12 protein-coding genes are annotated in these 14,219 nt (G+C 72.5%); 5 read left to right on the forward strand and 7 right to left on the reverse strand.

Translation table 11 applies throughout. The features are described from left to right. Position 1: 1 nt before the first annotated feature. The 3 genes from A3IC_RS57175 to A3IC_RS0129230 form a co-directional block, all read right to left on the reverse strand. Entirely contained in the window at positions 2-1,246 is a 1,245-nt protein-coding gene (locus A3IC_RS57175) for an ABC transporter permease (protein ID WP_020553622.1), read from the reverse strand. A gap of 13 nt (positions 1,247-1,259) precedes the next feature. Continuing rightward, the gene (locus A3IC_RS0129225; protein ID WP_020553623.1) at positions 1,260-2,882 is read right to left on the reverse strand and encodes an ABC transporter ATP-binding protein; all 1,623 of its coding nucleotides are present in this window, start codon (positions 2,880-2,882) and stop codon (positions 1,260-1,262) included. 95 nt (positions 2,883-2,977) lie between these two features. After that, positions 2,978-4,051 carry a BMP family ABC transporter substrate-binding protein gene (locus A3IC_RS0129230; RefSeq protein ID WP_020553624.1) on the reverse strand — a complete coding sequence of 358 codons (1,074 nt, stop codon included), beginning with the start codon at positions 4,049-4,051 and terminating at the stop codon, positions 2,978-2,980. 681 nt (positions 4,052-4,732) lie between these two features. Here A3IC_RS0129230 and mtnA point away from each other — a divergent pair. Beyond that, the gene (gene mtnA, locus A3IC_RS0129235; RefSeq protein WP_020553625.1) at positions 4,733-5,728 is read left to right on the forward strand and encodes an S-methyl-5-thioribose-1-phosphate isomerase; all 996 of its coding nucleotides are present in this window, start codon (positions 4,733-4,735) and stop codon (positions 5,726-5,728) included. 72 nt (positions 5,729-5,800) lie between these two features. Here mtnA and mtnB read toward each other — a convergent pair whose 3' ends face one another. Together mtnB and A3IC_RS0129245 are read right to left on the reverse strand one after the other, a co-directional pair. Next, positions 5,801-6,448 carry a methylthioribulose 1-phosphate dehydratase gene (gene mtnB / locus A3IC_RS0129240; RefSeq protein WP_020553626.1) on the reverse strand — a complete coding sequence of 216 codons (648 nt, stop codon included), beginning with the start codon at positions 6,446-6,448 and terminating at the stop codon, positions 5,801-5,803. A 167-nt stretch (positions 6,449-6,615) separates the two neighbouring features. Continuing rightward, entirely contained in the window at positions 6,616-7,599 is a 984-nt protein-coding gene (locus tag A3IC_RS0129245) for a LysR family transcriptional regulator (protein ID WP_020553627.1), read from the reverse strand. A gap of 230 nt (positions 7,600-7,829) precedes the next feature. Between A3IC_RS0129245 and snpA the strand changes: the two genes are divergently transcribed. The 3 genes from snpA to A3IC_RS0129260 all read left to right on the forward strand — a co-directional run bounded on the left by snpA (position 7,830) and on the right by A3IC_RS0129260 (position 9,823). After that, positions 7,830-8,501 (forward strand): snapalysin, encoded by a 672-nt coding sequence (snpA, locus tag A3IC_RS0129250; RefSeq protein WP_020553628.1) that lies wholly within the window; start codon positions 7,830-7,832, stop codon positions 8,499-8,501. Between the two features lie 310 nt (positions 8,502-8,811). Continuing rightward, positions 8,812-9,234, forward strand: a complete 423-nt coding sequence (locus tag A3IC_RS0129255; protein WP_020553629.1) for a hypothetical protein — start codon at positions 8,812-8,814, stop codon at positions 9,232-9,234. Positions 9,235-9,367: 133 nt separating this feature from the next. Continuing rightward, complete coding sequence (locus A3IC_RS0129260; RefSeq protein WP_020553630.1) at positions 9,368-9,823, forward strand: hypothetical protein; 456 nt, start codon at positions 9,368-9,370, stop codon at positions 9,821-9,823. A 53-nt stretch (positions 9,824-9,876) separates the two neighbouring features. Here the strand turns inward: A3IC_RS0129260 and A3IC_RS0129265 are convergent, their stop codons facing one another. Next, the gene (locus A3IC_RS0129265; RefSeq protein ID WP_020553631.1) at positions 9,877-10,794 is read right to left on the reverse strand and encodes an XRE family transcriptional regulator; all 918 of its coding nucleotides are present in this window, start codon (positions 10,792-10,794) and stop codon (positions 9,877-9,879) included. A 517-nt stretch (positions 10,795-11,311) separates the two neighbouring features. Here A3IC_RS0129265 and thpR point away from each other — a divergent pair. Next, positions 11,312-11,902, forward strand: a complete 591-nt coding sequence (thpR, locus tag A3IC_RS0129270) for an RNA 2',3'-cyclic phosphodiesterase (RefSeq protein WP_020553632.1) — start codon at positions 11,312-11,314, stop codon at positions 11,900-11,902. A 97-nt stretch (positions 11,903-11,999) separates the two neighbouring features. Here thpR and A3IC_RS0129275 read toward each other — a convergent pair whose 3' ends face one another. Further along, positions 12,000-14,219: an NADP-dependent isocitrate dehydrogenase gene (locus tag A3IC_RS0129275; RefSeq protein ID WP_020553633.1), complete on the reverse strand. Its 2,220-nt coding sequence runs from the start codon at positions 14,217-14,219 to the stop codon at positions 12,000-12,002.

Below are 14,219 nucleotides of genomic sequence, written 5' to 3' on the forward strand. Positions count from 1 at the left end.
GTCACTTACCTCCGTCGCCGCGCGCGGGGGCGGGCGGCCCGGCGACGCCGGTGTCGAGTACGCCGGTCGTGAGCATGCCGGTGTCGAGGACGCCGGCTTCGGGATCCGGCGGTGGGTGGCCCGCGGTGTCGGGTCCTCGGCCGAATCGGCGCAACCATCCGCCCTTGCGGAACACGCCGCCGCGTACCGCGAGGAAGAGGATGACCACGGCCTGGAGAACGGCGGTGAGCTGCTGCGGCACCGCGGTCTCCTGTTCCATGCCGAAGCCGCCGATGGTCAGCGCGCTGAAGAAGAACCCGGCGGCGACCGTGCCCACCGGGGACGCGGCGGCGAGCAGCGCGGCGAGCAGGCCGGTCCAGGTGTAGCCGGGCGTGGTCAGCGCGCCGTCGACCATGCGGTACGGGAAGCCGAGCACGGTGATCGCGCCGACCAGGCCGGCCAGCGACCCGGACGCGAACATCAGCCGCAGGGTGAGCCGGGACCGGTCCACCCCCGCGTAGCCGGCGAAGCGCGCGCCCAGGCCGGTCATCCGCACCTCGTAGCCGGCGGCGGTGCGGTGGTCGACCACGAAGTAGATCACCGCGGCCAGCACGATCAGCACGATGCCCACGCTGACCCCGGTGCCCGCGCCGGACCCGGCGGCGAACTCGGGCAGCTTGACGCCCTCGGGCAGCCGTTCGGTCTGCGGGATGCCGGAACCCTTCTGGAGCAGCGGGAAGCGCACCATGTAGGACACGAACGACATCGCCGGGTAGCTCAGCAGCAGGCTGCTGACCAGCAGCGGGACACCGCAGCGGGTCTCCAGGACGGCGGCGAGCGCGGCCCACAGGCCGCCCGCGAGCATGCCCGCGAGCAACGCCAGGACCACGGTGACGGCACTGGGGAAGGGCGAGTACAGGCCGACCGAGACGGCGGCCAGGCCGCCCAGCACGAGTTGGCCGTCGCCGCCGAGGTTGACCAGGCCCGCGCGCAGCGGGATGGCCAGGGCCAGGGCGAGGCCGACGATGGGGATGCACTCGCCGAGCGTGTCGCCGATGCCTTCGGAGCCGAACGCCCCGGTGAGCACCGAGCCGTACGCGGTAAGCGGGTCGGCGCCGGTGCCGGCCAGGATGATCGCGCCCAGGATCAGCGCGGCCACGACGGACACGGTGACCGGGGAGAAGACCGCGCCGCGCACGCGCAGTGCCACCCGGGCGGCCGGACTCGATGGGTGCTCGGTGGCCGTACCGGCCTTGCTGGCAGTCATATCTGATAACCCGTCAGACCTGGTGGGCGGTGGTCGGTGCGGTGGAGGAGGCGTCGTCGCCGGCATCGGGGTCGGCCGCGGCGGCCGAACGGGTCGGGTCGCCACCCGCCATGGCCAGGCCGATGGCGTGCACGTCCGCCTCGGCACGCGGCAACTCGGCGACGATCCGGCCCTCGTACATGACCAGGACGCGATCCGACAGCGCGAGGATCTCGCTCAACTCGGCGGAGACCAGCAGCACGCCGTGGCCGGCGTCGCGATACTCGACCAGGCGCGCGTGGATGTTCTCGATCGAGCCGATGTCCACGCCGCGGGTGGGCTGTTCGACCAGGAGCAGCGGCGCGTCGTGGGTGATCTCCCGGCCCAGGATCGCCTTTTGCTGGTTGCCGCCGGACAGCGTGCCGATCGTGACGGCGGACGAGGCGGCCTTGACCCCGAATCGTTCGATCACGCGCGCGGCGTGTTCGCGGATCGCCGCCCGACGCAGGAAGCCGCCCCGACCGGCCAGCGGCGGAGTGCGGTGGAAGCCCATCGCGAGGTTGTCGGCCAACGAGGCGTCCCGGGCGGCGCCGACCGTGGCCCGGTCCTCGGGCACGTAGGCAAGGCCCGCGCGGCGGCGCTGTTGTACCGAGGCATCGCCGACGTCCCGGCCGGCCACGAGCACCCGGCCCGCGTCGATCGGGCGCAACCCGGCCAGCGCCTCGACCAGTTCGCTCTGCCCGTTGCCGGCCACGCCCGCCACGCCGACGATCTCGCCCGCGCGCACGGTCAGCGACACGTTCTCGACCAGGGGTTTGGCGCCGCGTCCGGCGGACACGGTCAGGCCGCGCACCTCCAGCACGTCGGCGGCGGGGGTGCCCGCCGGGTGGGTGCGGTCCAGGTCGATCCGGCGACCGGTCATGGCGAGGGCGATCTCGGCCGGGGTGGTCTCGGCCGTCGCGAGCCGGGCGGTGACCCGGCCGTCGCGCAGCACGGTGACCCGGTCGCTGACCGCCATCACCTCGCCCAGCTTGTGGGTGACCAGCAGGATCGTGCGGCCGGAGCGGGCCAGCCCGCGGATGACGGCGAGCAGGCGGTCCGCCTCCGCGGGGGTCAGCACGGCGGTGGGCTCGTCCAGGATCAACACGCGCGCGTCGCGGTAGAGCAGCTTGAGGATCTCCACCCGCTGCTGCACCCCGATCGGCAGGTCCGCGACCCGGGCGTCGGGCGGTACGTGCAGGCCGTGCGTGTCGACGAGTTCGGCGACCCGGGCCCGGGCGGTGGCCCGATCCACCAGGCCGCGCCGGGTGGGCTCGCTGCCGTAGACCACGTTCTCCGTGACGGTCAACGACGGGAAGAGCTTGAAGCCCTGGTGGACCATGCCCAGTCCGGCCGCGATCGCCTGCACGGGCGAGCCGAAGGAGTGCTCGGTGCCGCGCAGCAGGATGCGGCCGGCGTCCGGCCGTTGCAGGCCGTACAGGATCGACATCAGTGTCGACTTGCCCGCGCCGTTCTCGCCCATCACCGCGTGGATCTCGCCGGAGGCGACCCGCAGGTCGACCCGGTCGTTGGCCAGCACGCCCGGGAAACGCCGGACGATGCCGCGCATTTCGACCTCGGCGATGTCACCGGGGGCGGCGGCGTGCTGATCGTTCATCGGGTGTCTCTCCGGTGCGAAGGGCTGCGGCGGGCGGGCGTTCGCCGGTGCCGGGTCCGCGGACCCGACACCGGCGCGGCGCGGAGCCGGCGGAACTACTTGGCGGCGGCCGGGTCGGCCACGGTGACGCTGCCCGCGACGATCTGGTCACGCAGACCCAGGACGGTCTTGAGCACGTCCGGGTGCTGGGCGATCAGGCACTGCGAGGTCTCCAGGCCGGGCTCCATGCCGGTGAGCGTGATGCCGCCCTCCTTGAGGCCGTACGAGGTGACGCCGCCGGCCTTGCCGCCGGAGATCTGCTCGACGCCCTTCTCGACCGCGATGTCGGTGCGCTTGATCACGTTGTCCACGACCGTGCCCGGCGCCGCCGAGCACTGGTTGACGTCGACGCCGAACGCCTGCACGCCCGCGGCCTTGGCGGCGTTGAACACGCCCAGGTTGCCCGCGGCGGAGGCGGCGCCCATGATCTGGTCGACGTCCTTGGCCTTGAGCGACGCGGTCTGCTCGCCGGCCCGGGCGGGGTCGTTGAACGGCTTCTGGCCGCCGACGAACAGCTGGGTGAAGGCACTCGCCGGGTTGGTCTGCTTGGCGCCCGCGCCGAACGGGTCGGAGAAGCGGCGGATCTGCGGGCTGTCCAGCGCGACCACCGCGCCGACCTTGCCGCTCTTGGTCAGCAGGCCCGCCTCGGCGCCGGCGAGGAAGGTGCCCTCGTGCTCGCGGAAGGTCGCGCAGGTGATGTTCGGGTACGGCTTGCTCGTGCACGAGTCGACGAACAGGAACTGCTGCTTGGGGTTGGCCTCGGCCTGCTGGGCCAGCACGTCGGCGAACTCGAAGCCGACGGCGACCACGACGGCGGGCTTCTGGCGGACCGCGGCCTCGACGTTCTGCTGGATCGCGCTGGTGTCCTTGCTCTCCAGGACGGTCGCGCTGCCGCCGGCCTTCTTGGCCGCGTTCTGCGCGCCGGTGGCGGCGAGCTTGAGGAAGTCGTTGACGCCGATCGGTTCGGGCGTCACCAGCACGACGTTCTTGGCGGCGTCCCCGCCACCCGTGCCGCCGGCGGCCGGCGTCTTGTCCTTGTCGGCGGAGGCGTTGCACGCCGTGGCGGCCAGCGCGGTGCCGACGACGACGGCGGCCACGGCCAGGCGGTGGCGGGAGGTGATGCGGTACATGAGCGTCCTTGGGAGGAGTGTCGATCCCGGCGGGGCGGCCCGGAGTCGGCGGTTCGGGGACGGGAACCACGCGGTTCCGTCGGTCTCGGCGCCCGGTGGCGCCTCGGTTCCGCGGGCTGCGATGCGTTCGCGTGTCTCGATCGGCGGTCGGCGCGATCGAAGGGGCGCGATCGATCAGGCTCGATCGATCAGCAGGGGCGCCGACAACAGCGGCCGGTGCGGCGCATACGTACGGCGGGTACGCCGTGGAGGCCGCGCTTGTCGAGCGGAAGGGGCGGACGGTCACACGCCATGGAGCGGCCGCGGCACTCGATACGTACGTCGCAACGCCACGTTTCGGCCACAGCCGGCTCCTTTCCGGTCGCACCAGTCCGGTCTCGATGTGATGATCACATCCGACTGGTTTCGGGGGAGGTTAGCACCCCCACCAGGCACTTCTCGTACTTGTTCACCATGTGGACCGATTGTCCACCATGTGAACAATGGGTCACCGCCACGACACGCACGCGTTCCGGATGCCGGGCGGGGGTCGGGCACGTGTTCGCGGGCGACGTAGCATCCGTAGTGTCACCGCGTGCGCTCGCTCCCGCCCGTGGTTCGCCGCCGGGTCGGTGACTTCGCACATGTTCGCGGCCGCCGCGCCCGCCCGGCACTCGATCATCCGCCCGGAAAGGACCCCCGATGGCCTCCGAGATACGCTCGCTCGCCTGGCACGGCACCGGCTTGCGCCTGCTCGACCAGACCGCGCTGCCGCAGCGGATCGTGTACCTCGACATCACCGACGTGGACGCGCTGATCGACGCGATCCGCCGACTCGCGGTGCGCGGTGCACCGGCGCTGGGCGCGGCCGGCGCGTTCGGCGTCGCGGTGGCCATGCTCCAGGGCGCGCGCGAGGGCTGGGACGCGGACCGACTCGCCGGTGAGATCGCCCGGATCCGGGACGCCCGGCCCACCGCGGTCAACCTGGCCGGCGGCGTGCAGCGGGTGCTGCCGTTCGCCGCCAAGGGTGTGGACGCGGTGCTCGCCGAGGCCGAGGCGGTGGTCCGCGAGGACATCGAGGCCAACCACGCGATCGGCCGGCACGGCGCGGACTGGATCCTGTCCCGGGTCGAGCGCCGCCCGCTGCGCGTACTGACCCACTGCAACACCGGCTCGCTGGCCACCGCCGGTTGGGGGACCGCGCTCGGCATCGTCCGCGAACTGCACGCGCGCGGCGTGCTGGAGGTCGTCTACGTCGACGAGACGCGGCCGCTGCTCCAGGGCTCGCGGCTGACCGCGTGGGAGTTGGACCAGGAGGGCATCGCGCACCTGGTCCAGCCGGACGGCGCGGCGGCGAGCACGATCCTGCGCGGCCTGGTGGACGTCGCGGTGATCGGCGCGGACCGGATCGCCGCCAACGGCGACACCGCGAACAAGATCGGCTCGGTCGGCGTCGCGCTGGCCTGCGCCGACGCGGGCATCCCGTTCGTGGTCGCGGCGCCGCTGACCACGTTCGACGACGCGACCGCGCACGGCGACGAGATCACCATCGAGGAGCGGCCGGAGTCCGAGGTGCTGGAGGTGGCCGGCGTCCGGGTCGCCCCGGCCGACTCGCGCGCCTTCAACCCGGCCTTCGACGTCACGCCGGCTCGGTTGATCAGCGCGATCGTCAACGAGACGGGCGTACGCGAGTACTGATCCGATGCCGGGAGAAGGCTGACCCGACACACCCGAACCGGGTACGCGACCCGGCTCGGGTGTCGGTCGGGCTCAGCCCTCGGCGACGCGGTATTCGAGGAGCCACTCGACGACCTCGACGTGGTGGCGGGCCCGGATCGGGTCCGCGCCCCACACGTACATCCCGTGCGAGGCGACCACCACGGCGGGCACGCCGGGGACCAGCGCGGCCTCCAGCCGGTCGCCGAGTTCGGTCATGTCCTGGCTGTTGGCGATCACCGGGATGGTGACCGTCTCGTCGTGCGCGGAGCGGCCGATGCCCTTGAGCATCTCCAGGTCGCGCAACTCGATCCCGGCCGGCCAGCGCCGACCCGCGCGCACCGCCGAGACGGTGTGCACGTGGAAGACCGCGCCCGCGCCGGTCAGCGCCACCACTCGCGCGTGCAGTCCGGCCTCGGCGGACGGCCGGCGCGGCGGCGTGCTCGCCTCCTCGGGGACCGGCACGCCGGCCGCGTCCACCACGACCAGGTCGTCCGCCGCCAACTCGCCCTTGTCCAGGCCCGAGGCGGTGACCGCGAGCCGCAGGGGCTCACGCGAGAGCACCACGGACAGGTTCCCGGAGGTGCCGCGCATCCAACCGAGTCCGGCGAAGCGGGCGGCCTCGCGGGCCAGGGTGGCCCCGGCGGCGGCGCGCGCGGAGGCCGGAACCGAGGCGGGGTTACCGGCGTCGGGGGTCGTCATGGAGGGTCCTCACTGTTCACGGTCCGGTCGAACCGGCTCACAGTGTGGTCGAACCGGCAGATCGAACCATCATTTCACCCACGCCCCGGCGAGCCCGGATCGGTACCGGGCCGGCCACCCGCGTCGAGCCGTGCCAGGGCGGGTCGGCGGCCACGCGGCCCGACGGCTCAGGGCCGGCCGCGGTTCTGGCCGTCGTAGCGCAGGATCGGGCTGTCCTCGCGCAGCAGCCGCTGCCGGTAGGCCACCGCGAGCCAGGCGGCCTCGCGGTAGGCGGCCTCCAACTCGTGGTAGACGGTGTCGATCAGGGCGGGTGCGGGACCGTTCTCGGTCCGAAAGGCCAGGAACAACCGGACCGTGAGCGGATCGCCGGCCAAAGGTCGGACCGCCATGTCCGGTCGCGGGCGCGAGGTGGGTTGGCACGGCGTGACCACCTCGCCGATCGCGACCAGGGACGCGGCGGTGAGGTAATCACCGTGCAGGATGCGGGGGTTGATGCCGGCATCGGACAACACCTCGCGCAGTCCCTCCCATTCGCCGTCCACGCTCGGGTCGACCATCCACTGATCGTCGGCCAGATCGGCGAGTTTGACCTCGGACTCGGCCGCGGCCTGGTGATCCGGCGACATCGCGATGAACTGCGGCTCCCGCTCGACCAGTACGCGACGCCGAACCCCGTCCGGCACGCGCAGTGGGAAACCCTCGACCTCGTGCACGAACGCGACGTCGAGCTGACCGGCGGCGACCATCCCGAGCAGCGTGCTCGCCGACACGTCCACCCGCAAGTAGGTGTCGGTGGTGGGCAGTCGCAGCCGAAGCCGGCGCAACCAGTCGGCGATCACCCGGTTCGCGGTGCCGCCGATGCGCAGGTGGGGCCCGGCGGTTCGGACCGCCTCGGCCTGGGTGTCGATGACCAGCGCGCTCATCTCGGCCATGATGGGGCGGGCCCGATGCAGCATCGTGAGGCCGAGTGGAGTGGGTCGGCTGCCGGTCCGGTCGCGGACGAACAGCGGTGCGCCCAGGGCGTTTTCGATTCTTCTGAGCTGCGCGGTCAAGGACGGCTGGGTCATGCCGAGCAACCGGGCCGCAGCGTGCAGGCTGCCGGTGTCGCCGATGGCACACAGTGCGCGGAGGTGCCTCACCTCTAGCTCCATGATGCGGAGGATAGGACGCACTATCGCGGTCGTACCAGACACCGGCGGGCGCGGGATCCGGGGGTGGGGCGTGAATCTTGTGAAACACGATGAGTGAATGTGCGGTGACGGTACGGGAACGGGCGGTGATACGACGGTGCTATCGCCGATTGTCATCATCCGGGCCGGACCGGGCTCCCGTGAGACTCGTTGCGCACCGAACAGGTCTTCGGCACCCCAAGGAGCCCCCCATGTCCCCACTGCGTCCCCGGAACCCCCGTAAGACCGTGATCACCGCGATACTCGGCCTCGGCCTCGCCGGCGGACTGATCGCCGCGCCCTCGGCGGCGGCCGGCAACGATGGAGTAGCGGCTCCCCTCCGCGCCTCCGCGCAGTACTCCGGTCAGGAAAGCCAGGCGCAGAACCAGGCGTTCTTCGATGCCGTGTTGAAGTCCGTGGCGGGCAAGCGCGCCGCGGCGGGGAACTCGGCGGCGGTGGTCACCGTCACGTACAGCGCCGCCAGCGCACCCACCTTCCGTACCCAGATTGCTCGTTCCGCGCAGATCTGGAACAGCTCGGTCACCAACGTCCGCCTTCAGGAAGGCAGCAACCCGGACTTCCGGTACTACGAGGGCAACGACTCGCGTGGTTCGTACGCGAGCACGAACGGCCACGGCAGTGGCTACATCTTCCTCGACTACCGACAGAACCAGCAGTACGACTCGACCCGGGTCACCGCCCACGAGACCGGACACGTGCTCGGTCTGCCGGACCACTACTCGGGTCCGTGCAGCGAACTGATGTCCGGCGGCGGCCCCGGCACGTCCTGCACCAACCCGAACCCGAACGCGACGGAACGCGCACGGGTGAACCAGCTCTGGCGCAACGGCCTCGCGGCGGTCGCGGCTTCCGCGGCCTCCTGATCCGATCCGGCGACGCGCAGCCGGGCCGACCGGCCCGGGCTCCCCTGCGCGTCGTCCACCGACCCGGCACCCGGCCATCGCCCCTCGCGGTGGCCGGGTGCCGTTCCATGGCCGGCCCGCGGGGGATTCGGCGGGCCGTCGGGCGCATTGGGCCTGGCGTCGGCTTCGTCCTCGGGCGCCGGATGGGCCGCATTGGTCGTGTGGAGCCGGTGGCCCCGCCGTCGCTGCCGTGTCCGCTTCTGCCTCCGCCGCCTCGCCCCGGCGTTCGGTTTCGGTTTTGGGGTGGGGGATTGGGCGGGAGGATGGGGGGATGGTCGGGGAAGACGGTGTGCCGGTTGTGGTGGTGGACGCGGCGAACGTGGTCGGGTCGGTGCCGGACGGGTGGTGGAAGGATCGGTTCGGGGCCACCGAGCGGTTGCGGGACGCCCTGGTGGGGATGGCGGCGGCGGGGCTGCCCGGTGGGGCGGGTGCGCCGGAGTGGGCGCGGCGGGGGCCGTTGCACATCGTTCTCGTGGTCGAGGGTGCGGCCGGCGGGGTTTCCGAGGTGCCCGGAGTGCGGGTCGTGCGGGCTCCGGGGAGCGGCGACGACCGGATGGTCGAGTTCGTCGCGGCCGAGCGCGCGAGCGTGCCCGCGCGTCGCTGCCTCGTGGTGACGGCCGACCGCGGCCTGCGGGATCGGGTGCGCGCGCTCGGCGCCGAGGTGACGGGTCCTCGGGCGGTGCGCCCGGGCTGATTCGGGCTCACCCGCCGATGGCGGATATCGTGAGGTACGGCGGCCCGCCCACGCGGGGCCGACGTACCGAGGTCCCGTCCGCGCCGCCGGCCGTACCCGACACCCCGCCCCGTGGGCAATCGCCGGAGGAAGCATGACCACCAACCGAGTCCGCAAGGGCGTGATCCGAGGCCGGATGGCCGCCTCCGGCGAGTCGTACGTCGTCGCCGCCCGCCGGATGACCGTCCCGCGCGGGTCCAAGGCCCCCGACGCGCGGACCGCCGCAGCGCTGGCCACCCGCTACTGGGAGCCCGCCGAGAGCCTGGACCTGCCCTGCCCGTGTGGGGGCACCTGCGCTCCGGGCGAGCGCTGCACCCGTTGCCACGCCACCTACCGGCACGCCGCCCGGACTCCCGGCAGCGCCGGCGACGTCGAGGTCTGGCAGGACCGGTACGACTGCACCGGCTGCGCGAACAGCTACTCCTTCACGGTGACCCTCCCGGACCGCCCCTGGGGCACCGTGCAGACCGTCCCGCGACGCGGCGGCCAGGAACCGGTCGTCCGGATCAAGCCGTTCGAGGGCATCGACCACCCGAACCTCCCGGCCTGATCCCGCGCCTTCACCAAGGACCGGCGGGCCGGTGGTCGGCTCGAATCCCCGTTTCACTGTCCCGCGGGCAGGGGCTTCCTGCCCTTCACGGGTTCCAGTCGAAAGCGCTGGTCGGCGCTGCCCGAGCAGAGGGCCTGGGCCGCCTCGGCCTTGACCGTGGTCTCGTGGGGGCCGCCGAGGATGCCGACGCACAGACCGCTGTGGACCGGGCGAAGCCGGAAGACGCCGGGGTCCACCGGTTCGATCAGGAAACGCTCGTGGGCGGCGCCGGTGCAATCGCCGGGGCTGAGCAGCGCGCCGGGAACCAGGATGGCGTCGTCCACCCGAAGGCAGCCGACGCCGTCCACCGGGTTGCGCCACTTGATCAGGTAGACGTCCGGCGCCACGGCGACCAGGTAGGTGTCCGGGACCACGTCGCCGCACGGGCGCTGGACGGCGATCGGGCGGTCGGTACGGCCGTTGCGTTCCCGGCCTTCGCCCAGGCACAACGACCCGTCGCCGATGTGGGTGGGCTTGATCAGGTAGAAGCCGTCGCGGACCCGGTTGGGAAAGGCGGCATTTTCGTCGCCGTCCCCGTCGTCGGTGCCGTATCGGACGGCGCCGATCACGCCGATCGCGATCAGGAGGCCGGCCACGCCGACGGCGATCGCAATCAGCCGCCGCGGGCGGCGCCCGGTCGGCAGGGGTGGCGCGGGGTCGGGTACCTCGGCGGGTGCGGGCGTCGCGCGCTGTTCGCTCACTCGCCCCGCCGCGAGGTCCTCGCGGACCGTCAGCCAGCGGGCGGCGGCCTCCGCGTCCAGGCCGCAGGCGAACACCAACGCCTCGACCAGATCGGCCCGGGGGAGGGTGCCGCGACCGAGCGCGGCGGCGACCGTGCTGGCGGGCAGCACGTGCCCGGACGCCTCGGCCTTGGCCGCCAGTTGACGGTATGTCAGTGCCGACCACTCGCGTAACTCGCGTAACGCGGCCACGTACTCTGCGGCAGTGGTTGCGCTGTCCGGCCGGGGAGTCGTGTCGTCACACCGTGTCACAAGGGTCCCGTTCGTTCACGTGGAAGCGTACACGCGGTAGCGAATGCGGCACCCATCGTGCCGGCAGTTCGGCGGGTCGGGGAGTCCCAGAAAAGTAACGAACCGGACCGGAATCCCGCCGTCGGCCCGGCGCGTTCGTACTCGGCCGGAGTGTGCCGGCGGCTGGTGATTGGTCTGAACCCCCTGTCCCGAGCCGTTCGGGACACGTGCCGCCCCTCGCCGTGACCTGCCGGGACAGGCGAGCGCCGTCCGGGACCGCCGAATCGGCTTGCCGACGGCCGCGTCGAACCCGCACTGTCGGGGGTTGCCCGACGGGTCGGGCCGCGGCGCGAAAGCGGTGATCGGGGGTGGCGGGTCGACCCGTCGGGCGAATCGGTGCGGCGGCCCGATCCGGCCGACTTCCGGCCCCGGTGGGCCGGCGCGCGCCGGGTGGCGGCGATGCGGTACGAAATCACCTGTGAACGACGATGCCGCCCCGACCCGACCCCGGACCGTACGACTGTTCGTGGCGCTGGCCCCGCCGGACGACGCCAAGGACGAACTGGCCCGGGCACTGCGGCCGATCCACGCCGCACATCCCCGGCTGCGCTGGAACCGGATCGAGGACTGGCACATCACGCTGGCCTTCCTCGGCGAGGTGCCGGTCGACGTGGTCGAGGCGCTGCGCGCACCACTGGCCGAGGTCGCCGCCTCGACCCGGCCGGTCGGCCTCGAACTGCGCGGCGCCGGGCAGTTCGACGAGCGCGTGTTGTGGAGCGGCGTGCAGGGCGAGTCGGACGCGCTGCACACGCTGGCCGACGTGGTGCGCGGCGTGGTTCGGGCGGGCGGCGTCGCGTTGGAGGACCGACCGCTGCGGGCGCACCTGACCCTGGCCCGGGCCCGCCGGGACAACCTCGACGGCATCGCGGCGGCCGCCCGCGAACTGGCCGGTTTCGCCGGCCGCCGCTGGTCGGCCCGGCGCCTGCACCTGGTCGGCAGCAACCTGGGCCGCGGCCCCGGCCCGATTCACTACCGCGATGTCGACTCCTGGCCGCTGACCGGCCACTGAGGCGGTACCGCCGTACATCTCGGGCGGCACCGGATGCGGCCGAAAACGCCGAACCGCCCCGGCCGGGCGGGTGGCCGGCCGGGGCGGTTCGAAGGGGTCAGCCCAGCGAGGCCAGGGCCTCGTTGAAGGTGGCCGACGGGCGCATCACGGCCGACGCCTTGGCCGGGTCGGGACGGTAGTAGCCGCCGATGTCGGCGGGCGAGCCCTGAACCGCGATCAGTTCGGCGACGATCGTCTCCTCCTGCTCGGACAGCGTCCGGGCCAGACCCGCGAACGCCTCGGCCAGCGCCGCGTCCCGGGTCTGCGTGGCCAGCTCCCGGGCCCAGTACAGCGCCAGGTAGAAGTGGCTGCCCCGGTTGTCGATGCCACCGAGCCGACGGCTGGGCGACTTGTCGTTGTCCAGGAAGGTGCCGGTGGCGCGGTCGAGCGTGTCGGCCAGCACCTGGGCGCGGGCATTGCCCACGGACTGCGCGAGGTGCTCGAAGCTGACCGCGAGCGCGAGGAACTCGCCCAGGCTGTCCCAGCGCAGGTAGTTCTCCTTGACCAACTGCTGCACGTGCTTGGGCGCCGAGCCGCCGGCGCCGGTCTCGAACAGGCCGCCGCCGTCCATCAGCGGGACGACCGAGAGCATCTTCGCGCTCGTGCCCAGCTCCAGGATCGGGAACAGGTCGGTGAGGTAGTCGCGCAGCACGTTGCCGGTGACCGAGATGGTGTCCTCGCCGCGACGGATGCGCTCGAGCGAGAACGCGGTCGCCTCGACCGGCGACATGATCTCGATCCGCAGACCCTCGGTGTCGTGCTCGGGCAGGTACTCCTTGACCTTCGCGATCAGGTTCGCGTCGTGCGCGCGGCCCTCGTCCAGCCAGAACACCGCCGGGCTGCCGGTCGCGCGGGCGCGGCTGACGGCCAGCTTGACCCAGTCCTTGATCGGCAGGTCCTTGGTCTGGCACATCCGGAAGATGTCACCCGCGCCGACGACCTGCTCCAGGACCACGGTGCCCGCGCCGTCGACGACACGCACCGTGCCCGGGGCCGCGATCTCGAAGGTCTTGTCGTGGCTGCCGTACTCCTCGGCCTTCTGCGCCATCAGACCGACGTTGGGCACCGAGCCCATCGTGGCCGGGTCGTACGCGCCGTTGGCCCGGCAGTCGTCGATGACGACCTGGTACACGCCCGCGTAGCTGCTGTCCGGCAGCACGGCCAGGGTGTCGGCCTCCTTGCCGTCCGGACCCCACATGTGGCCGGAGGTACGGATCATGGCCGGCATCGAGGCGTCCACGATGACGTCGCTGGGCACGTGCAGGTTGGTGATGCCCCGGTCGGAGTCGACCATCGCCAGCGCCGGCCCGGCGGCCAGCTCGGCGTCGAAGGACTCCTTGATCCTGGCGCCCTCGGGCAGCGACTCCAGGCCCTTGAGGATCGCACCGAGACCGTCGTTGGGGCTCAGACCGGCCGCCGCGAGTGCCGCGCCGTGCTCGGCGAAGGTCTGCGGGAAGAAGGCGCGGACCGCGTGGCCGAAGATGATCGGGTCGGAGACCTTCATCATGGTGGCCTTCAGGTGCACCGACAGCAGCACGCCCTCGGCCTTGGCCCGGGCAACCTGGGCGGCGAGGAACTCGCGCAGCGACGCCACGCGCATCACCGAGGCGTCCACGACCTCGCCCGCGAGCACGGGTACCGACTCGCGCAGCACGGTGGTGCCGCCGTCGTCGCCCACCAGCTCGATGCGCAGCGAGCCGGCCTCGGTGACCACCGCGGACTTCTCGGTGGAGCGGAAGTCGTCGGCGGTCATGTGCGCGACGTTGGTCTGCGAGTCGGCGTTCCAGGCGCCCATGCGGTGCGGGTGCGCCCGCACGTAGTTCTTGACCGACGCGGGGGCGCGGCGGTCGGAGTTGCCCTCGCGAAGGACCGGGTTGACCGCGCTGCCCAGGGTCTTGCCGTAGCGTGCCCGGACGTCCTTGTCCTCGTCGGTCTTCGGGTCGTCCGGGTAGTCCGGCAGCGCGTAGCCCTGCTCCTGGAGCTCGGCGATGGCGGCCTTGAGCTGCGGGATCGAGGCCGAGATGTTCGGCAGCTTGATGATGTTGGCCTCGGGCGTCTTGGCCAGCTCACCGAGCTCGGCGAGCGCGTCCTCGATGCGCTGGTCCGCCTTCAGGTGCTCCGGGAAGTGCGCGATGATCCGCCCGGCCAGGGAGATGTCACGGGTCTCCACCTTGACCCCGGCCGTCGCCGCGTACGCCTGGACCACGGGCAGGAACGAATACGTCGCCAGGGCCGGGGCCTCGTCGGTGTGCGTATAGATGATGGTCGGGTCAGTCAC

It is taken from the genome of Embleya scabrispora DSM 41855 (genome assembly GCF_000372745.1).
GTDB classification, from domain to species: Bacteria; Actinomycetota; Actinomycetes; order Streptomycetales; family Streptomycetaceae; genus Embleya; species Embleya scabrispora.

Coding starts and splice junctions, on each gene's coding strand:
- A3IC_RS57175 (WP_020553622.1), bottom strand. CDS start 1,246: ATGACTGCCAGCAAGGCCGGTACGGCCACCGAGCACCCATCGAGTCCG.
- A3IC_RS0129225 (WP_020553623.1), bottom strand. CDS start 2,882: ATGAACGATCAGCACGCCGCCGCCCCCGGTGACATCGCCGAGGTCGAA.
- A3IC_RS0129230 (WP_020553624.1), bottom strand. CDS start 4,051: ATGTACCGCATCACCTCCCGCCACCGCCTGGCCGTGGCCGCCGTCGTC.
- mtnA (WP_020553625.1), top strand. CDS start 4,733: ATGGCCTCCGAGATACGCTCGCTCGCCTGGCACGGCACCGGCTTGCGC.
- mtnB (WP_020553626.1), bottom strand. CDS start 6,448: ATGACGACCCCCGACGCCGGTAACCCCGCCTCGGTTCCGGCCTCCGCG.
- A3IC_RS0129245 (WP_020553627.1), bottom strand. CDS start 7,599: ATGGAGCTAGAGGTGAGGCACCTCCGCGCACTGTGTGCCATCGGCGAC.
- snpA (WP_020553628.1), top strand. CDS start 7,830: ATGTCCCCACTGCGTCCCCGGAACCCCCGTAAGACCGTGATCACCGCG.
- A3IC_RS0129255 (WP_020553629.1), top strand. CDS start 8,812: ATGGTCGGGGAAGACGGTGTGCCGGTTGTGGTGGTGGACGCGGCGAAC.
- A3IC_RS0129260 (WP_020553630.1), top strand. CDS start 9,368: ATGACCACCAACCGAGTCCGCAAGGGCGTGATCCGAGGCCGGATGGCC.